The 15,457-nt window shown below is 43.3% G+C and carries 15 protein-coding genes; 9 read left to right on the forward strand and 6 right to left on the reverse strand.

All coding sequences use genetic code 11. The features are described 5' to 3' along the window. Positions 1-81: 81 nt before the first annotated feature. Both L4C32_RS11885 and L4C32_RS11890 read left to right on the forward strand, forming a co-directional pair. Positions 82-2,973: an alkaline phosphatase family protein gene (locus tag L4C32_RS11885; protein ID WP_428197093.1), complete on the forward strand. Its 2,892-nt coding sequence runs from the start codon at positions 82-84 to the stop codon at positions 2,971-2,973. A gap of 259 nt (positions 2,974-3,232) precedes the next feature. Continuing rightward, positions 3,233-4,525 carry an EAL domain-containing protein gene (locus L4C32_RS11890; RefSeq protein ID WP_428197094.1) on the forward strand — a complete coding sequence of 431 codons (1,293 nt, stop codon included), beginning with the start codon at positions 3,233-3,235 and terminating at the stop codon, positions 4,523-4,525. Here L4C32_RS11890 and L4C32_RS11895 read toward each other — a convergent pair whose 3' ends face one another. From L4C32_RS11895 to L4C32_RS11910, 4 genes are all read right to left on the reverse strand, one after another. After that, positions 4,526-5,173 carry a tRNA-uridine aminocarboxypropyltransferase gene (locus L4C32_RS11895; protein WP_428197095.1) on the reverse strand — a complete coding sequence of 216 codons (648 nt, stop codon included), beginning with the start codon at positions 5,171-5,173 and terminating at the stop codon, positions 4,526-4,528. Between the two features lie 2 nt (positions 5,174-5,175). Further along, positions 5,176-6,207, reverse strand: a complete 1,032-nt coding sequence (locus tag L4C32_RS11900; RefSeq protein WP_428197096.1) for a COG3650 family protein — start codon at positions 6,205-6,207, stop codon at positions 5,176-5,178. 22 nt (positions 6,208-6,229) lie between these two features. After that, positions 6,230-7,030, reverse strand: a complete 801-nt coding sequence (locus L4C32_RS11905; RefSeq protein WP_428197097.1) for a Cof-type HAD-IIB family hydrolase — start codon at positions 7,028-7,030, stop codon at positions 6,230-6,232. Between the two features lie 84 nt (positions 7,031-7,114). Next, positions 7,115-8,128 (reverse strand): alpha/beta fold hydrolase, encoded by a 1,014-nt coding sequence (locus L4C32_RS11910; protein ID WP_428197098.1) that lies wholly within the window; start codon positions 8,126-8,128, stop codon positions 7,115-7,117. Positions 8,129-8,394: 266 nt separating this feature from the next. Here L4C32_RS11910 and L4C32_RS11915 point away from each other — a divergent pair, with 266 nt between their 5' ends. The 5 genes from L4C32_RS11915 to arsJ all read left to right on the forward strand — a co-directional run bounded on the left by L4C32_RS11915 (position 8,395) and on the right by arsJ (position 12,826). Further along, a complete protein-coding gene (locus L4C32_RS11915) occupies positions 8,395-9,612 on the forward strand; it encodes an EAL and HDOD domain-containing protein (protein WP_428197099.1) in 1,218 nt (405 codons plus the stop codon). Between the two features lie 96 nt (positions 9,613-9,708). Then, positions 9,709-10,050 (forward strand): metalloregulator ArsR/SmtB family transcription factor, encoded by a 342-nt coding sequence (locus L4C32_RS11920; RefSeq protein ID WP_428197100.1) that lies wholly within the window; start codon positions 9,709-9,711, stop codon positions 10,048-10,050. A gap of 16 nt (positions 10,051-10,066) precedes the next feature. Continuing rightward, the gene (locus L4C32_RS11925) at positions 10,067-11,068 is read left to right on the forward strand and encodes an ArsJ-associated glyceraldehyde-3-phosphate dehydrogenase (RefSeq protein WP_428197101.1); all 1,002 of its coding nucleotides are present in this window, start codon (positions 10,067-10,069) and stop codon (positions 11,066-11,068) included. 10 nt (positions 11,069-11,078) lie between these two features. Continuing rightward, positions 11,079-11,591, forward strand: a complete 513-nt coding sequence (locus L4C32_RS11930) for a phosphatase domain-containing putative toxin (protein WP_428197102.1) — start codon at positions 11,079-11,081, stop codon at positions 11,589-11,591. Positions 11,592-11,605: 14 nt separating this feature from the next. Further along, positions 11,606-12,826: an organoarsenical effux MFS transporter ArsJ gene (arsJ, locus tag L4C32_RS11935; protein WP_428197103.1), complete on the forward strand. Its 1,221-nt coding sequence runs from the start codon at positions 11,606-11,608 to the stop codon at positions 12,824-12,826. Here arsJ and L4C32_RS11940 read toward each other — a convergent pair. After that, the gene (locus L4C32_RS11940) at positions 12,779-13,642 is read right to left on the reverse strand and encodes a LysR family transcriptional regulator (RefSeq protein ID WP_428197104.1); all 864 of its coding nucleotides are present in this window, start codon (positions 13,640-13,642) and stop codon (positions 12,779-12,781) included. The genes arsJ and L4C32_RS11940 overlap by 48 nt on opposite strands. Before the next feature lie 168 nt (positions 13,643-13,810). On the opposite strand from L4C32_RS11940, the gene L4C32_RS11945 reads away from it, so the two are divergent. Next, a complete protein-coding gene (locus L4C32_RS11945; RefSeq protein ID WP_428197105.1) occupies positions 13,811-14,533 on the forward strand; it encodes an SDR family oxidoreductase in 723 nt (240 codons plus the stop codon). Positions 14,534-14,568: 35 nt separating this feature from the next. Here L4C32_RS11945 and L4C32_RS11950 read toward each other — a convergent pair whose 3' ends face one another. Then, a complete protein-coding gene (locus L4C32_RS11950) occupies positions 14,569-14,904 on the reverse strand; it encodes a DUF2500 domain-containing protein (protein WP_428197106.1) in 336 nt (111 codons plus the stop codon). A 152-nt stretch (positions 14,905-15,056) separates the two neighbouring features. Between L4C32_RS11950 and L4C32_RS11955 the strand changes: the two genes are divergently transcribed. Continuing rightward, the gene (locus L4C32_RS11955; RefSeq protein ID WP_428197107.1) at positions 15,057-15,425 is read left to right on the forward strand and encodes a DUF4145 domain-containing protein; all 369 of its coding nucleotides are present in this window, start codon (positions 15,057-15,059) and stop codon (positions 15,423-15,425) included. Positions 15,426-15,457: the final 32 nt, after the last annotated feature.

Raw genomic sequence — 15,457 nt, forward strand, 5'->3', positions numbered from 1 at the left:
TTCTATTACTCTACAACTTGCACTATGAGTGATTCCTGCCAGAATGGACAACAGGATTTTGGTTAAAAAGGAAAGTATTCAATGGCTTGGTTTGGTGGTAAGGGGTTCTCATCCGCTCTTTTTGTGGCGTTAGCTCCATTGAGCATTGCTCAAGCTGATGTGGGCAGTGTGCCTATCGTTGGCGGTCTGTTTAATTCTGCAGAGGTGCTGAAAAATCAGATCACCAACTCTCTTTCTTATTCGACTAAGCTAACGCGTGATGCCGCCATATTTACCATTGGTGGGCTGACACTTGAAGCCTATTTGTTAACCCTACCGCTAGAGGCGAAAACTAAAGCGAGAGTGATGGGGCAGCTCGCGGATCCAACCTATTCGATTCCTCTTGGCCACTTTCTCTATCAGTTTTACGACCGTTATACGGGAATCAGTGACGATGATGAGTTTAAAGCTTATCTGCAGACGGTTTATGATCAACAAGCGTTAACGGGATTTGAACACTCGTTGTTTCAGCTTGGGGGCAAGAGCATTGCTGAACAAACTGAACATGTAAAAGACCAAGCCCACCAAGAGGGGCTAAAAATTGATGCTGACTTCATGGCATCAATGGTGACGGTTTATGATGCCTTGGTTCAAATTGGTGAATGGCAAGATATGGACCGCCTGCCAGATGAGTATACCTATTTAACCAATAACGCCGAAGATTTGGCTTTGATAAAGACGATTCAGCCCATTGTGGTTGCAATGTTGAAGCAAACCGCCGGCGGCATGGACGCTGGCGATATGAAAAGTGCAGTATTAGCGATTGTTGAAGATGCCAAGCCAGAAAATCAGCAGAAAGAGAACAATAAGGCACAAGCGTTGACCGTGACGATGGTGGATTTTGTCCGCTTGAATGTTCTCAAAGCGTACCGACAATTTGTCTTTCAAGATGAGCGCGAAGTGGCTTTAGATGAGTGGCTTCAGCAAGCGTTTGATAGTAACCCTAACAGCGCGATTGAGTTTTTACATTCTCAGCAGAATCGCCGTTTGGCGGTGCAAATTACCGTCGATGGCCTGCAACAAGGTTTATTGGAAGGGTTAGTTCACCCAGATACGCCTTTTATTAAACGGGTTTATCAAGACCACCTGAACAGCCAAAATGAACTCTCCACTCAAGCTGTTAACCGCCCAGAGCATATTCAAGACGTCAGGTTTTTGCAGACCTTAGCAGAACAAACCTATAAAGACCCTCACTACTTACCTTTTTTTAAGCGATTGTATGGAGAGCATTACGACTCCATTGCACGAGTCGGCGTTTCCTCTACGCCTACCATCAGTGTACGCAACCTGCCAATCATCAAAACGGGGGCAAAAGTCTCTGGTGATCATGGTACCGGTATTCCTAACTTTCACTTTGTCGATAGGCAAGAAGATAGAGCCTATTACTTCTTTGGTAATGATGCCTTGCAGCTAGATAGATTAATGCAGGCGAATCAGGTGAAAACCATGTTCGATCGCCTGGTGCATCTGAAAACACTGAATTGCAATGCACAATATGACTGGAATGCCCACACCAGCTATGACAGTTTGGTGAACTTGGGGGCAGGGGAGGCAATGCGTGATTTTGGTGAAAAGCGCTGTGTGAGAGAGTTGAGTGAAAGGGCTAAGGTTGAGGTCGAACTGACCGCGATGCGAAGTGAGTTAATGGCTAATATTCGCGATTATCAAGCGCTTCCTTTTTGGGATTTTTATACCAAATTGAGCAGAAAATGGAAGATTGAACAAGACATTACGGACTATGCCAGCCTTGATGGACAAGGGATGCCCGATTACACCTTAATCTATAACCCGTGGCCGGATCACTTTGCGCACTTTGTGGGTCCCTTCAGTGACGAGATAATTATGCCAACGGGTGAACTTAATCGCCTTGATTACTGGATTCGACAAGTGGAGAGTACCTATAAGCAAGCGGGGGTTTATGATCGAACTCTATGGGGGATGGCAGGGGACCACGGTTTAGCGCCAGTGTATTACACCTTAAACCCAGAAAAATCGATTTTTGAACCAATGGAGCAACAGCTCGGCTACCCGCTGGTGATTAAAAAAATATCATCCGACGAAGGAGAGGGGCCAAAAATGACCAATGCCCTTAACTACCCAACGAATAAGGGAATAGACGTAGTCGTTGCTTCTACCGCTGGAGGGAACTTCATGTTGGATCTATTTAATTCCGAGAAGGGTTGGACTGCTCAACCTATCTATAGGGAGCTGACTCAATGGACGCCGATTAATGCGGATAACGGTCAAAGTGTGGATCTAGTTGCTCACACCTTACATCATCTTGGAGATACGCTTGATTATATGGTGATTCGAGAGCAGGACTGCTCAGAACAGAGCTGTCAGGTGCGTTTGATTGCGATCCGTGAGGGATCTCGTGTGGATGAATGGATAGAAAAACAGGGGGATAAATATTACTACCAAGCGGAAGATGCTCATGCCTCTTTATTGCAAATAACGGAATCAAACCCCTACCTTTCAGCCCCATCGGAGGCTGATAGCAGGGACTTTATTCAACTTCGTCAACAGTGCTTAGATCGAGCGAATAAAAATGACGTCACCACTTGGTGTAATGTTGAACAGTGGAGAGCGTTAACTCGGTTTACCCCTCGCCCAGACTCTGTTGTGCAGCTGGCTGAACTCTACTCTGAGCAACGTGCAGGCACGATTAACCTTTTTCCTCGTGCAGGCATAGGTTTCAATACTAAGGTACCGGGTAGACATGCGGGTGAGAGTTACTTTGAAAAAGATGCCTTTATTGGTTTTTGGGGCACACCTATTGATAAACCGGGTATGGCGTTGAGCAGCGAAGCTAATGGTTCACTAGCACCTACTCTGTATGAATACTTAACTGGAGAGCCTGTTACCGAAGGTAAAGAGGGCTGGGGCTATCCGTCACTATTGAGAAAGCTTGGCATTCAGGAGTCGCTATATTGAGTGGTATTGATTTATTTACTCCTTTTCTTGAGAGTGACGGTCTAATTTCACTTCTAACTGATTGTATATAAAGATTAAAATAATTTTATTTAATCTCATATTTAATACTATCTTTAGCTTGCGAAAAAGACAAAAACTGTTCATATTAGCGCCGTTCTCAAATCACATGACACGTTCGTGTTGGTAGTCCTTACTGCGCTTTAGCGAGTCACTATTACCCCCACAATTATTTATTAAAACCAGAAGGTTTGTTTCGTCGATGAAGCAATTACACACTTATTCAATGGAGTTGAAGGAAGAGACAAAAGGAACAGCAACACATGATCTCCCAAATCGTTCAGATCTCATTCAAAGAGCGCATCACTTACTAGACGATGAGCATATAGTGACATTCAAAATTACCAACTTGAGTGTGATTAATGAGAGATTTGGTTACGATAATGGTGACCAGTTACTCAATAAATTTAGCCAATTTCTACAGTCAGAATCGATAACAAAACTCTCTAATGCTGAGTGTTATCGAATGGGGGTAGGGATATGGGCGATTGTATTTTCATCGAACCTGATGAGTAAGCAATTATTAAAGCGTTGTACTGACTTAGCGGAGTTGGCCGAAAATGTGAGTGAACAACTGTATGATGCCTCGATTGTGGCGGCGATCTGTTTAGATATTTCAGGTGGCTTAATCAGCCAACGAGACTTCCGACAGTGTAGCGGTGATCAGATTGTTGTAAAACTCGTGATGGCCAGACGATTAGCAGTGAACAGTAAGCGCTATATATGCAACGCTCAAGAGCTATTGGTTGAAGAAAAAAGTCGACAAGATAAATTACATTGGATGAGCATCGCTCGACATGCGATTTTAGATAATCATGTCGAACCCTACTTTCAACCCATAGTACATGCATGCAGCCATCGGCTGCATGGTTATGAAAGTTTAATGCGAATCTCTAATAGAGAAGGGGTCTACTCTCCATCGCGCTTTCTGACGTCGGTAGAAGGAACACTGCTCTACAATAAATTGAGTCGAAAAATGATCCAACGAACGTTTGATGTCATGAAAGATCGTCAGGAACACTTCTCGATTAATCTGACCTATCAAGATTTTGTCGATGATCAGACAGTACGACTATTAGAAACGGTACTTAGCCATATAAACGATCTATCAAGAGTGAGTTTTGAAATTGTAGAAACAGATCAAATTCATGATTTTAAACGCATTATTGATATGTGCGAACATTATCGACGCTTGGGCGTTAGCATTGTGATTGATGATTTTGGGGTTGGGTATTCAGATATTTATCGGATCATTCAATTAAAGCCGGACACGATTAAGTTAGATGGTTCATTAATAAAGTATCTGGATATTGATAAGCGGCAGCGAAAAATAACGAAACAGATCATTAAGTTGTGTCATGTTTTTGAAGCGAAAACGGTGGCTGAGTATGTACACAATAATGAGGTTTGTCGTATCGCAGAAGATTTTGGTATCGATTATCTACAGGGCTACTATTTTAGTGAGCCTGTAGGGTTTCATCAATTGAGTGCGTAATTATTTTTTACTGCCGTTATTCACTTCTCTTTGGTAGGTGTGCCCACTCTTATCGGCTTGGAAAACGGTATTAAATGCAGTGAAATAGTGATGAAGTTGCTGGGCTGACTCTGGCATCTTCATCAGTTTTAGCAGTTCAATGCCCACTTCACAGGTACATAAACTTCCTGTCTGTTGATTGCGTCGCAATTGATATTCAGACGTGTGTGTGAGATCCAGTGATAAACAGGGCAGGTTTTGTAACCAAAGCGTTTTACGTAGCATTTTTTTTGCTTCTTGCCAGGTAGAGTCAATGATGATGAATAGATTCTGTTGTGGTTGAATGCACTCTTGTTCAGTTTGTTTTTGAAACTCTAAGCTGCTGGTGGCCTCGGGGTGCGGGAACAGCAACCAGGTACGAATGTTAGGATCTTGAGCCGCTTGGATCAGCTCTTCAACTGGTTCTACCCGACTCCAAGTGTAGGCTTGGCAGTGAGAGAGACTATGTTCCAGTAACTTACCAGTATTGGTCTCTTTATTCAGCTCTTTGGGATGGCTGAGAATCGCCAATTGAAACGTATTGTGGATTTCAGGCTGTAAGTGACAGATGCAGTTGTGTATAAAGCCACACTGCGAGCAAGCGTCTGTTGGTTTTGATTGTATTGTCATGGTTATTTCTTTTTAAACAGTGTGATGCCGTTAGGACCGAGCCCATAAACCTGTCCATTCACTTTTTCATTCTCCGCGGAAATCGACTGCTCTTTTCGAGTGAATATTCTCTCGGAAATCATATACAAACGCTGATGCCGGCTCATCAATACATGAATTTGGTTTGAGTTCACCTGTTGCCATACGCCACTCTCTTCGGTATTGGAATTCTCTTGCTCGGAATGATAGAGCGTAGTGGCAGAGTGATCACTGTTGAGGGTTAAGGTGATGGCTAAGCCATGAGGAGTTACGGCTTGATACTCACCAGCCCAGACCTGAGTGGTATCATGATTTGAGATTGCACCACAACCTGATTGAGTTGTATCTAGGGCTGTCAGTTGGCTACTCCATCCGTATATCGCATCACTCATGGTATCTGAACAGTACTCTCTTTGCATTGTGAGGGAGAAAGAGTCACTTTGGTAAGCTCGGCTATGATGTTTGATCTGCTGTGTTGAGATGGACTCGACTTCTGTTTTTTTGGCGGGTTGACCATAAGTGAGTTGTTGGCTTTGAATTTTAATTGCCCAAAATGGTTCGCTACCAAATGCTTTAGTGGGTGAGGTAAGAGAGGAGCAAGCTTGATTATTCTCAGTGGCTACCTGGTTAATATGCGTCACAATAAATCGAGCAGGGAAGTCGGCGGAAAAGCCCCCTTTCGGTGGTGCTTTAAAGTAGCCAATCACTTCAGCATACAGAGGTAGAGAGGATCTTTTGGTTAAGGGAGCCAACGTGTTCCACTGGTTAGAGGATATTTCTAACCAATATTGAACTGAACTGGAGCAGGGTTGAATAGTTTGAATATCGGATTGCAGATTCACCATGCCACTTAACATGAAGGTTTGAGGAGTGACACTCTTACCCTCTTCTAATGTTACATCTAGCACTTCTTGAGGCTCATTGGTTTTGCTTGGGGGGATGCTGCAAGCCAATAGTGAAGCCAAGCAGAGCAGTGAAGCTATCATTTTAAGAGGTGATAATGTAATAAGTGTCACTCAATTCCCTTATTTGGTTCGATTATGTTTTTAGTAATAACTCATTGAGGTAGTGCGCAACCGCCTCATCAGCATTGGCGCCAATCACCTCATTATTCGGCAACGCCGCTTTCACTTTCTCATGAGAAGTTGCCATCACGAGCCCTTTGCCAGCCATCGCTAACATTTCGGCGTCGTTCATGCCATCACCGAAGGCGATACAGTTTTCTAAACCATGGCCTAAAATCTTGGCAACGGCTTTTAGTGCCTCACCTTTATTGACATCTTTGGCCATCACCTCTAAGCACCAAGGTGTGGAAAATGAGACATTTATTTTACCACTAAATTCACTATTAAATCGTGTCTCTAATTCAGTAAGGTAGTCATGGTCTTTATTGGTAAAGAAGATTTTTGCAACCCCTGAGAGCGGAGGGTTCTCAGTATCAAATACCTGATAGGTAAACCCCGTAGCGTGGAACTCTTTTAACTCTTCGTCTTCTTGATTAATGAACCAGTTATCATCCGCATAGATGTGGATAGAGAGCGCGGAGTCATTTTTTGTCATGTTAATAATGTCTGTGACAACATCGGGGTCCAAGTTTTGACTGAAGATGAGGTTATTTTTTTCATCATGCACGCGAGCCCCATTTGAGGTAATCATATAAGCCGGAATCCCAACGTGTTCGCGTATGCCTGATACATCGACATGGTGACGTCCTGTCGCAAAAATAAATTTTATTCCACTATGATGTAAAGCGTTTAACGTCTCTTTGGTGAAGGTGGCAATTTGATGATTAGGCATCAATAGAGTGCCATCGAGATCAGATGCAACAATTTTAATCATAAATCCTCTTTAAGAAAGTTAATATAGGAACGCAGAACAGATGACTATATTAAAGGACTTTTTTAAAACAAAAGAGGGTAAAAGTTACCTTCCCCTTTTAATAGTAGTCGCTGTTTGATTGTAGAACTGATCTACCTTCTCAAGAGATTGATTTCTTAACGCATCTTTTTCAACAAATAGTTCATGCCTTGCTTCTGGAATTTGATGCTTAATGCACTGTAGATGAGCTTGCTGCATCTTAGTGTGAAAACGGTCTTGGGCGCTGTTATCAACAATCACATCTTTTTCTCCTTGCAGCAGTAAGACCGGGATCTCTGTTTTCTCTGCCTGTTCGATACACTGCTTTGCTGCTTGCATCGCTTGCCATACCCAACGGCTGCTTGGGCCGCCTAACTGTAACTCTGGTTTGTGTTGATAGAGATCGCGAAACCATGAGTATCTCACTTCACTTTGAGTCAGTAAGTTACCGGCAAAAGGTTTGCTTTTGTATCCCCCTTCACCAAGTGCAAATAGATTAAATGGACATAACGTATCGATTAATTTAGAGACGGAGTAAGCAAAAGGACGAAGCAGTAGAGGGAGGTGGATACCAAACATGGGGGAGCCAAGGGCCAGAGCGGTAAATGGGTGTGTATGCTGTTGAACATAACGAGTGGAAATAGCTCCGCCCATTGAATGAGAGAGTAAAAAATTATGCTGGTATTGCTCGCTGGGGAGCTCTGTATTTACAAAACGTTGTAGATCGAGAATATAGTCTTCAAAGTGGGTTACGTGACCGATTTGAGGATCGTCCGCTACTCTGTCAGAGACTCCCTGTCCACGATGGTCATAAGAGTATATGTCGTAACCTCGTTGGAAAAAATCGTAGAACAGCTCTTGGTATTTCCAGAAACTTTCAATCCGTCCGTTAACCACAGTGATGGATTTACTGTGGTTTGGATCGGTAAACTTAACCCACTGTAGTTTGATTTCCTCTTCCGCAGTGAATGCCCCCTCTTCACGTTGTTGCCAAAATTGAGCAATTTGGTTATTGATGGCATGAGAAAACTCAATCTCTTGGGTGAACGCTGGTGGTTTCATTGAGGCTGATTGAGTCATAAGGTTCTCTGTTATTTAGCTTGTTACTCTATAGAGTAACATGTGAATTCGATGCTTTTAGCCAAAAAAATACAATTTAATGCAACAGCTACCACCATATTTGGAAACAAGGTCCATTTAAAGGGGCGGTAGGAATTATGAACAAAAAATGATTGTGACCATAGTCTCGAATTAGAATACGCAATGCTATTGATAATTTCTTCGTATATTACAGTGTATTTTCGATAAATTTGATAAATAGCGGTGCTTTTTAGTATTGGGTAAATATGTATTCTTATGTCGCTCGTCAACCAATCTTAAATCGTAAATTGAACACTGTTGGCCATGAGCTGTTGTTTCGCAATGGTGAACATAATGCATTTCCATCGATGGATGAAAATGAAGCGACTAGCCGATTGGTTCTTGAGAATTTTCTCTCCGCTGGGCTGAACCCCAATGTTAAGTCTGTTCGCAGCTTCATTAACTTCCCTCACGACAGCTTAATCAATCTTATCCCTCTCTCTTTACCCGCGGGTCAAATTGTTATTGAAGTCCTTGAGACATGCACTCCAAACAGTGAACTCTTTTCTGCCATTAAGCACCTTTACCGCAAGGGGTATATTATCGCTCTTGATGATTTTAACCCCCACCCCGATTGGAACTGTTTTTTGCCTTTTATTCATGTAATTAAACTGGATATCATGCAGTTAGGTATTCTAAATTCGTGTGATTACGTTAAGCAGCAGAAAGAGTTAGGTGCTAAATGTAAATTCTTAGCGGAAAGAGTAGAAACTTATGATGAGTACCACATGGCGAGAGAGGCGGGTTTTGATCTGTTCCAAGGGTATTTTTTTAGTAAACCTGAGGTAGTTAAAAATCGTTCAATTAAAGCAGAGCAACTGCTCATTCTTGAATTGTTTCAACAGGTGAGTAAACCAGAGGTCGATTTTGCGACAGTTGAACAGATCATAATTCAAGATGCGCCCCTCTCTTATCAGTTATTGCGTTTTGTGAATACGTCTCTGTCTCAGCTTGAGTCTCCAATCTCTTCGTTTAAGCAAGCATTGATCTATCTGGGAGAAGAGCGGTTAAAAATTTTTGTATCGGTCATCGCAACGGCTCAGATCAGTAATAAAAAACCCAGAGAGCTCTATCGACTCTCTTTAAGGCGTGCCCGTTTTTGTGATCTGATCAGTGCCCAAACATGTGGAGTGGAGACCCGAGAACAAGCATTTATGACTGGACTTTTCTCCTTATTGGACTCTCTGTTTGACCACTCGATTGTGGAGTTGGTCAGTCTCTTACCTGTAAATCAGGAGATTAAACAGGCGCTGTTACAGCGAGAGGGGGTGTTGGGTAACATTATCTCTTTGCAAGAGGCCTACGAACATGGGGATTGGCTGCAAGTGCGTGAACTGTGTCAGCAACTTGAGATAGAGGAGAGTGTGGTACAAGAGCGCTTTTCATGGGCAGATAGCTGGAGTTGTACCTATACACTTTCGTAGATGAAATTTATATGACAATGAGAGAGCACTTATAGACGAGTGCTTTTTTTATAGCTAGTATATATGGATATTCGAATATGAGAATAAGGTGGTAATATGTTACCCCATCAGTTTTTTAAAGTGCTGTCCGATGAGACTCGATTACGTTGTTTGCTATTGATTCTACGTGAAGGCACGTTGTGTGTGTGTGAACTCACAGCAGCACTGGATGAGAGTCAGCCTAAAGTCTCACGTCATTTAGCACAGTTAAGATCAACGGGGGTGCTGACTGATGAGCGAGTAGGCCAGTGGGTATATTACCGCGTGTCTGATGACCTGCCTGGCTGGTTAAGAAAGGTAATTTCAGGTTTGCAGCAATCGAACTGTTTAGCGACGCAATATCAACAAGACACTCAAAGATTACAGCGTATGGAAAATCGTCCTTGCGCTAAAAAATAGAGAAAAGGGATAAATGATGGCGATAAAAGTAGGTATTAATGGATTTGGTCGAATTGGGCGCTTAGCACTAAGAGCATCATTTGATTGGCCTGAGGTTGAATTTGTTCATATTAATGATGTGGCTGGGGATGCGAAAACCTTAGCGCACCTTTTAGAGTTCGACTCTGTTCAAGGGCGCTGGCCGCGTAATATCTCTGCGCAAGGCGATACCATTGTTATCGACAATCAGGTTATTCAGTGCAGTCAGCAGTCTGATCTTACTGCTATCGATTGGTCTGGTTGCGATGTAGTGCTGGAAGCGACAGGAGTGCATAAGAAAAAAGCGATGCTACAACACTATTTGGATCAGGGAGTTAAAAGAGTAGTTGTATCAGCTCCGGTGAAAGAGCCGGGTGTTGCTAACATTGTAGTTGGAGTCAATGATGATATTTTTGACCCTGAAACACACCAGATAGTGACAGCAGCATCTTGTACTACCAACTGTTTGGCGCCAATTGTAAAAGTGATCCAAGAAAAAATTGGAATTGAGCAAGTCGCCTTCACTACGATTCATGATCTCACTAATACACAAACTATTTTAGATGCACCACATAAAGATCTGCGTCGTGCCAGAGCGTGTGGAATGAGCTTGATTCCGACCACAACGGGATCAGCCACTGCGATTGTTGAAATATTTCCTGAGCTTAAAAATAAAATTGATGGTCATGCGGTGAGGGTCCCGCTAGCGAACGCTTCATTAACAGACATTATTTTTAATGTACAGCGAGACACAACCATTGCTGAGATTAACCAAGTACTCAAAGACGCGTCGGAAGGTGAGCTTGCCGGTATTTTAGGTTATGAAGAGCGACCATTAGTATCAATCGATTACCGTGGCGACCAGCGTTCAACGGTAGTGGACGCATTATCAACTATGGTAGTCGGTAATAAGATGGTGAAAATTTATGCCTGGTACGATAACGAAATGGGGTATGCGGCTCGAACTGCCGAATTGGTTCGTCGTGTTGGTTTAGCTTAGGAGAGTGACGATGAGTGATAATAATAGTGCAACACACCCTATGTGGTTACTGCCAGTACGGAATGGGAAGTCGAACTTAGTGCTCACTCCTTGCCCTGGGACAAAAGAGGTACCACTGACCGAGTCTCTCGTTCAGCTACAACGTGCAGGGGTCAAAGGCATTGTTACTGCGATGACTCAACGTGAACTTGAGAATAACCAAGTGTCGGATATCGGCATTGAGTGTGAAAAGTTGGGCATTGAATGGTTCCATCAACCGATAGAGGATGATAAAACTCCGCAGCAAGCATTTATGGATAGTTGGCCACAAACGAGTGCCGAAGTGCATCAAATTCTGAACGCTGGTGGTAACGTCGCATTGCACTGTAAGGGAGGGTCAGGCCGAACGGGTCTACTTGCCGCACACTTATTGTCTGAACTCAATTGGAGCGCTGAGTCCATCATGAGCGAGGTGCAACAGTTCAGACCGAATGCGTTTACTCTACAAAGTCATCAGCGTTACCTAAAAAGCTTAACGGATTAATGGATTAATGGATTATGGCACTGCTCTCATCGTTTAATAACCTCAGTTTTAGCGTTCGACAATATATGTTAGTGACCTTCAACTATTGGAATTTCACCCTAACTGATGGCGCTTTGCGAATGTTAGTGGTGCTCTATTTTCATCAACTGGGTTACGGACCACTGGCTATCGCTTCGCTGTTTCTATTTTATGAGCTGTTTGGAGTAGTGACCAATCTTATCGGCGGCTTGTTAGGGGCTAGGCTTGGTCTGAATCGCACTATGAACATTGGGTTAGGCTTACAGATCTTTGCGCTGCTGATGTTGGCGATGCCCAGTGGCTGGCTCACCATTCCCTGGGTGATGGCGGCGCAGGCTTTATCTGGTATTGCCAAAGATCTGAACAAAATGAGTGCTAAGAGTGCGATAAAGACCTTAGTTCCAGATAATGAGCAAGGTGCACTGTTTAAGTGGATCGCGTTGCTGACTGGATCTAAAAATGCGCTGAAAGGTGCCGGTTTCTTCTTGGGTGGGTTGCTGCTGACTCTGGTCGGATTTCAACATTCCATGATATTGATGGCCTCTGTGTTATGCGTGGTTTTCTGTATCAGTCTGATGTGGCTTTCTGGGGATATCGGCAAAGCTAAAACCAAACCCAAGTTTAGTCAAATGTTCTCAAAAAGTCGCAGTATTAATATTCTGTCGGCGGCGAGAATGTTCCTGTTTGGCGCGAGGGATGTGTGGTTTGTGGTAGCGCTTCCTATCTACTTAGGGTCTGTATTTGGCTGGGATCACTACTGGGTGGGAGGTTTTTTAGCCATCTGGATCATTCTGTACGGTTTGGTTCAGGGTTTTGCACCTAAGATAACCGGAAAAACCAAGCAGGATGCCCCCGATGGCGCCGCGGCACTGATGTGGGTCGCCTTGCTTACCATGGTGACTGGGATCATTGCCTATTTAGTGCAGCTTGGCTGGCAACCTCAATGGGTGATTGTTATTGGTCTGTTGCTCTTTGGGGCGGTTTTTGCGATTAACTCCTCACTGCACTCGTATCTGATTGTCAGTTACGCCAAAGGAGATGGTGTCTCTATGGATGTCGGTTTCTACTACATGGCGAATGCGATGGGCCGTTTAATCGGCACTGTACTCTCTGGCTGGGTATTTCAAGTTGCAGGCCTTGCAGCCTGCTTATGGGTCTCTTTTGCCTTTCTATTGATCACCACTGTTATCTCTATCGCGCTGCCTAAACACACTTAATACTTTCACCACTTCGAGTAGAGCAGGGTTAAGGGTTTTATTGGAGGGATAACAGAGCCCAAGACGGCGAAACATTCGAGGTCCTTTCATCGGCACAGTCACTAAAGTCGTGGCGGCTTCTAATACTCCTGTAGGCAGAAATGAGATCCCAAGCCCTGCTTGTACTAAGTGCATCACTTGAGTTTTATGTTCCGCTTTCGCGACTAAGTTTACCGCTAAGCCATCGCAAGCCAGTAAACCGATCGTTTGCTGGTGGGCCTCACATGGTGGGCACTCAATAAAGTCATATTGATGAAGTTGGTGTGGTTCAACAACCTGTTGAGAGGCGAGTGGGTGGTCGGGCAACATGCACAACACATACTCCTCTTCCCAAATAGGGAGAAAAATTTCATCATCTCTTTTAAACATATCTAACGTGATTCTTGCATCAGAAGGTGCATCGTGATCCACCAACTCAATGAGCAGTTGCGGGATCGCTTTCGCTAAGGTTTTTGAAATAGTAGCCAACATCTTTTGGCTCAAATCTGGAAAACTCGCCAAAGTGATAGGTAGCCTTGTGGTTCTCTCTTTAAATAGGTTAGGCAGTTTATTGACGTCGTTGAGTAAACGAATAGCAAGAGGATAAAGGTAGTGAGCTTCATCGGTTAGATTCACGCCTTTTTTATGCCTTGTGAACAGTTGAGTTTGTAGTTCTTCTTCTAGTTGTTTAATGGCGTTTGAAATCGAGGGCTGAGAAACAAAACAGCGTTCAGCCGCTTGAGTGATGTTCTTCTCTTCATAAACGGCAACGAAGCTGCGCAGTAGTCGTAAATCCATATTAATCTCATTATTTGAATAATTAATGCAATAATATGATTATCCATAACTTTAACTTATCGTAAACAGAAGAAATGGATATTTTTCTTCTACACTTATGCCGCGTATATTTCTTTCTATCGGCTCAGAAGCTCTCATTTTGAGTATGTAATTTAATAGGTGAAGATTATGTCAAAAGCATTAGTGGTAATAACAGGCGCAAGTTCTGGTATTGGTGAAGCAACAGCGCGTAAGTTGTCAGCGGAAGGTCATCCGCTTCTTTTATTAGCTCGCAGAGTGGATCGTCTTGAAGCGATGGATCTGCCTAATTCGATGTCACGGAAAGTGGATGTCACTGATGTGGAATCATTTCGTGATGCAATCACTGAAGCTGAGGTTAAATTTGGGCCTGTAGGAGGATTAATCAATAATGCAGGCATGATGCTTTTGGGTATGGCTCACGAGCAAGACCCTGCTGAGTGGAAGACCATGTTTGATGTCAATATTATGGGGTTGTTGAACGGCATTCATTTAGTTCTGGCTAGCATGAAAGCGCGCAATACAGGAACCGTGATTAACATTAGTTCGATTGCAGGTCGCAAAACGTTTCCGAGTCATGCCGCTTATTGTGGTACCAAGTTTGCGGTTCATGCCATCACAGAAAACATTCGAGAAGAGGTATCTGATGAGAGTGTTCGCTTGATCACTATTGCACCAGGTGCGGTTGAGACTGAGCTGTTAGGTCATACCACCAATCAAGATATTGTTGATGGTTACGGAGATTGGAAAGAGAGCATGGGGGGGGCTATTGCGCCAGAAGATATCGCGAATGCGATCAGTTATGCTTACAATCAACCTCAGCATGTGTGTGTGCGCGAAATTGTGATTGCGGCCACTCGTCAACAGGCGTAAACCGTCAGTGATATGGAGCAGATCATAATGATCTGCTACTCATCTCGTTGTAATGCAAAATGCAAAAATTGTGTACCTTGATACGTTAATATACCGCGGTCACCTGCTTTAAGCGCATGATAGTAGTGGATACCCACCTCAAATTCGCGTTTTGGCCCTCGCTCGCCTTTCTGCACATAAATCCAATACTGTTGGCTCTCCTCTCCTGTTTTTGTCTCTGGTAACTCAACAATTTGAGTCTCTAAAATGGTAACAAGAGTACTGAGCTCTGGAGCATTTTCACCACGCATATGTTTTCGATAAAATCTATGGTAAAAAAATGCGGCGAGTAAGATCAAACCGAGTAGAGAGAGAATATAAATAATAGGCATGAGGTTCTTTCATTGATGGTGGTTAGGTAATAATTTTATAGAAAAGGTTATGTTTATGAAAGCTTAAGGTTAAAATTTGACGATAAGCTTCAAATAGAGTCTATTTTTAATGTACAGTTAATGAATGACTGAGATATTTTTGGTAGGAAGACATGTCAGATATTGAGTTTGTGATTGTTCGAAGTCGTAGACTAGAGACTTTACTGAAAGAGCATTACCATGCAGATGGAAAAGGTCTGCATGAATTGATAAGCAGTTGCGAAGAGCGCCTGCCACATGATGTGATTAAGAAATTACGCTTTATTGCCACGATTAGAAATAAAATGGTGCATGAAGATGAGTATCGCTTGGATGATAAGACCCGTTTTAAAACGGTATTTGAAGAGTGTGAAGCAGAGCTAGTGCCGAGAAGCAGTCGGTTTATATGGCGAGTGGCCATCGCTACTGTTGCAATTGTGACGGGACTGGCATTGTGGTTCTATCATTGGCACTGGGATGAAATCACGGCTATTTTGCCATAAAGTATTGAGCATAAAAAAACGGACGCGAAAGC

Origin of the sequence: Aliivibrio kagoshimensis, assembly GCF_050337105.1 — a bacterium.
Classification (GTDB): Bacteria; Pseudomonadota; Gammaproteobacteria; order Enterobacterales; family Vibrionaceae; genus Aliivibrio_A; species Aliivibrio_A kagoshimensis.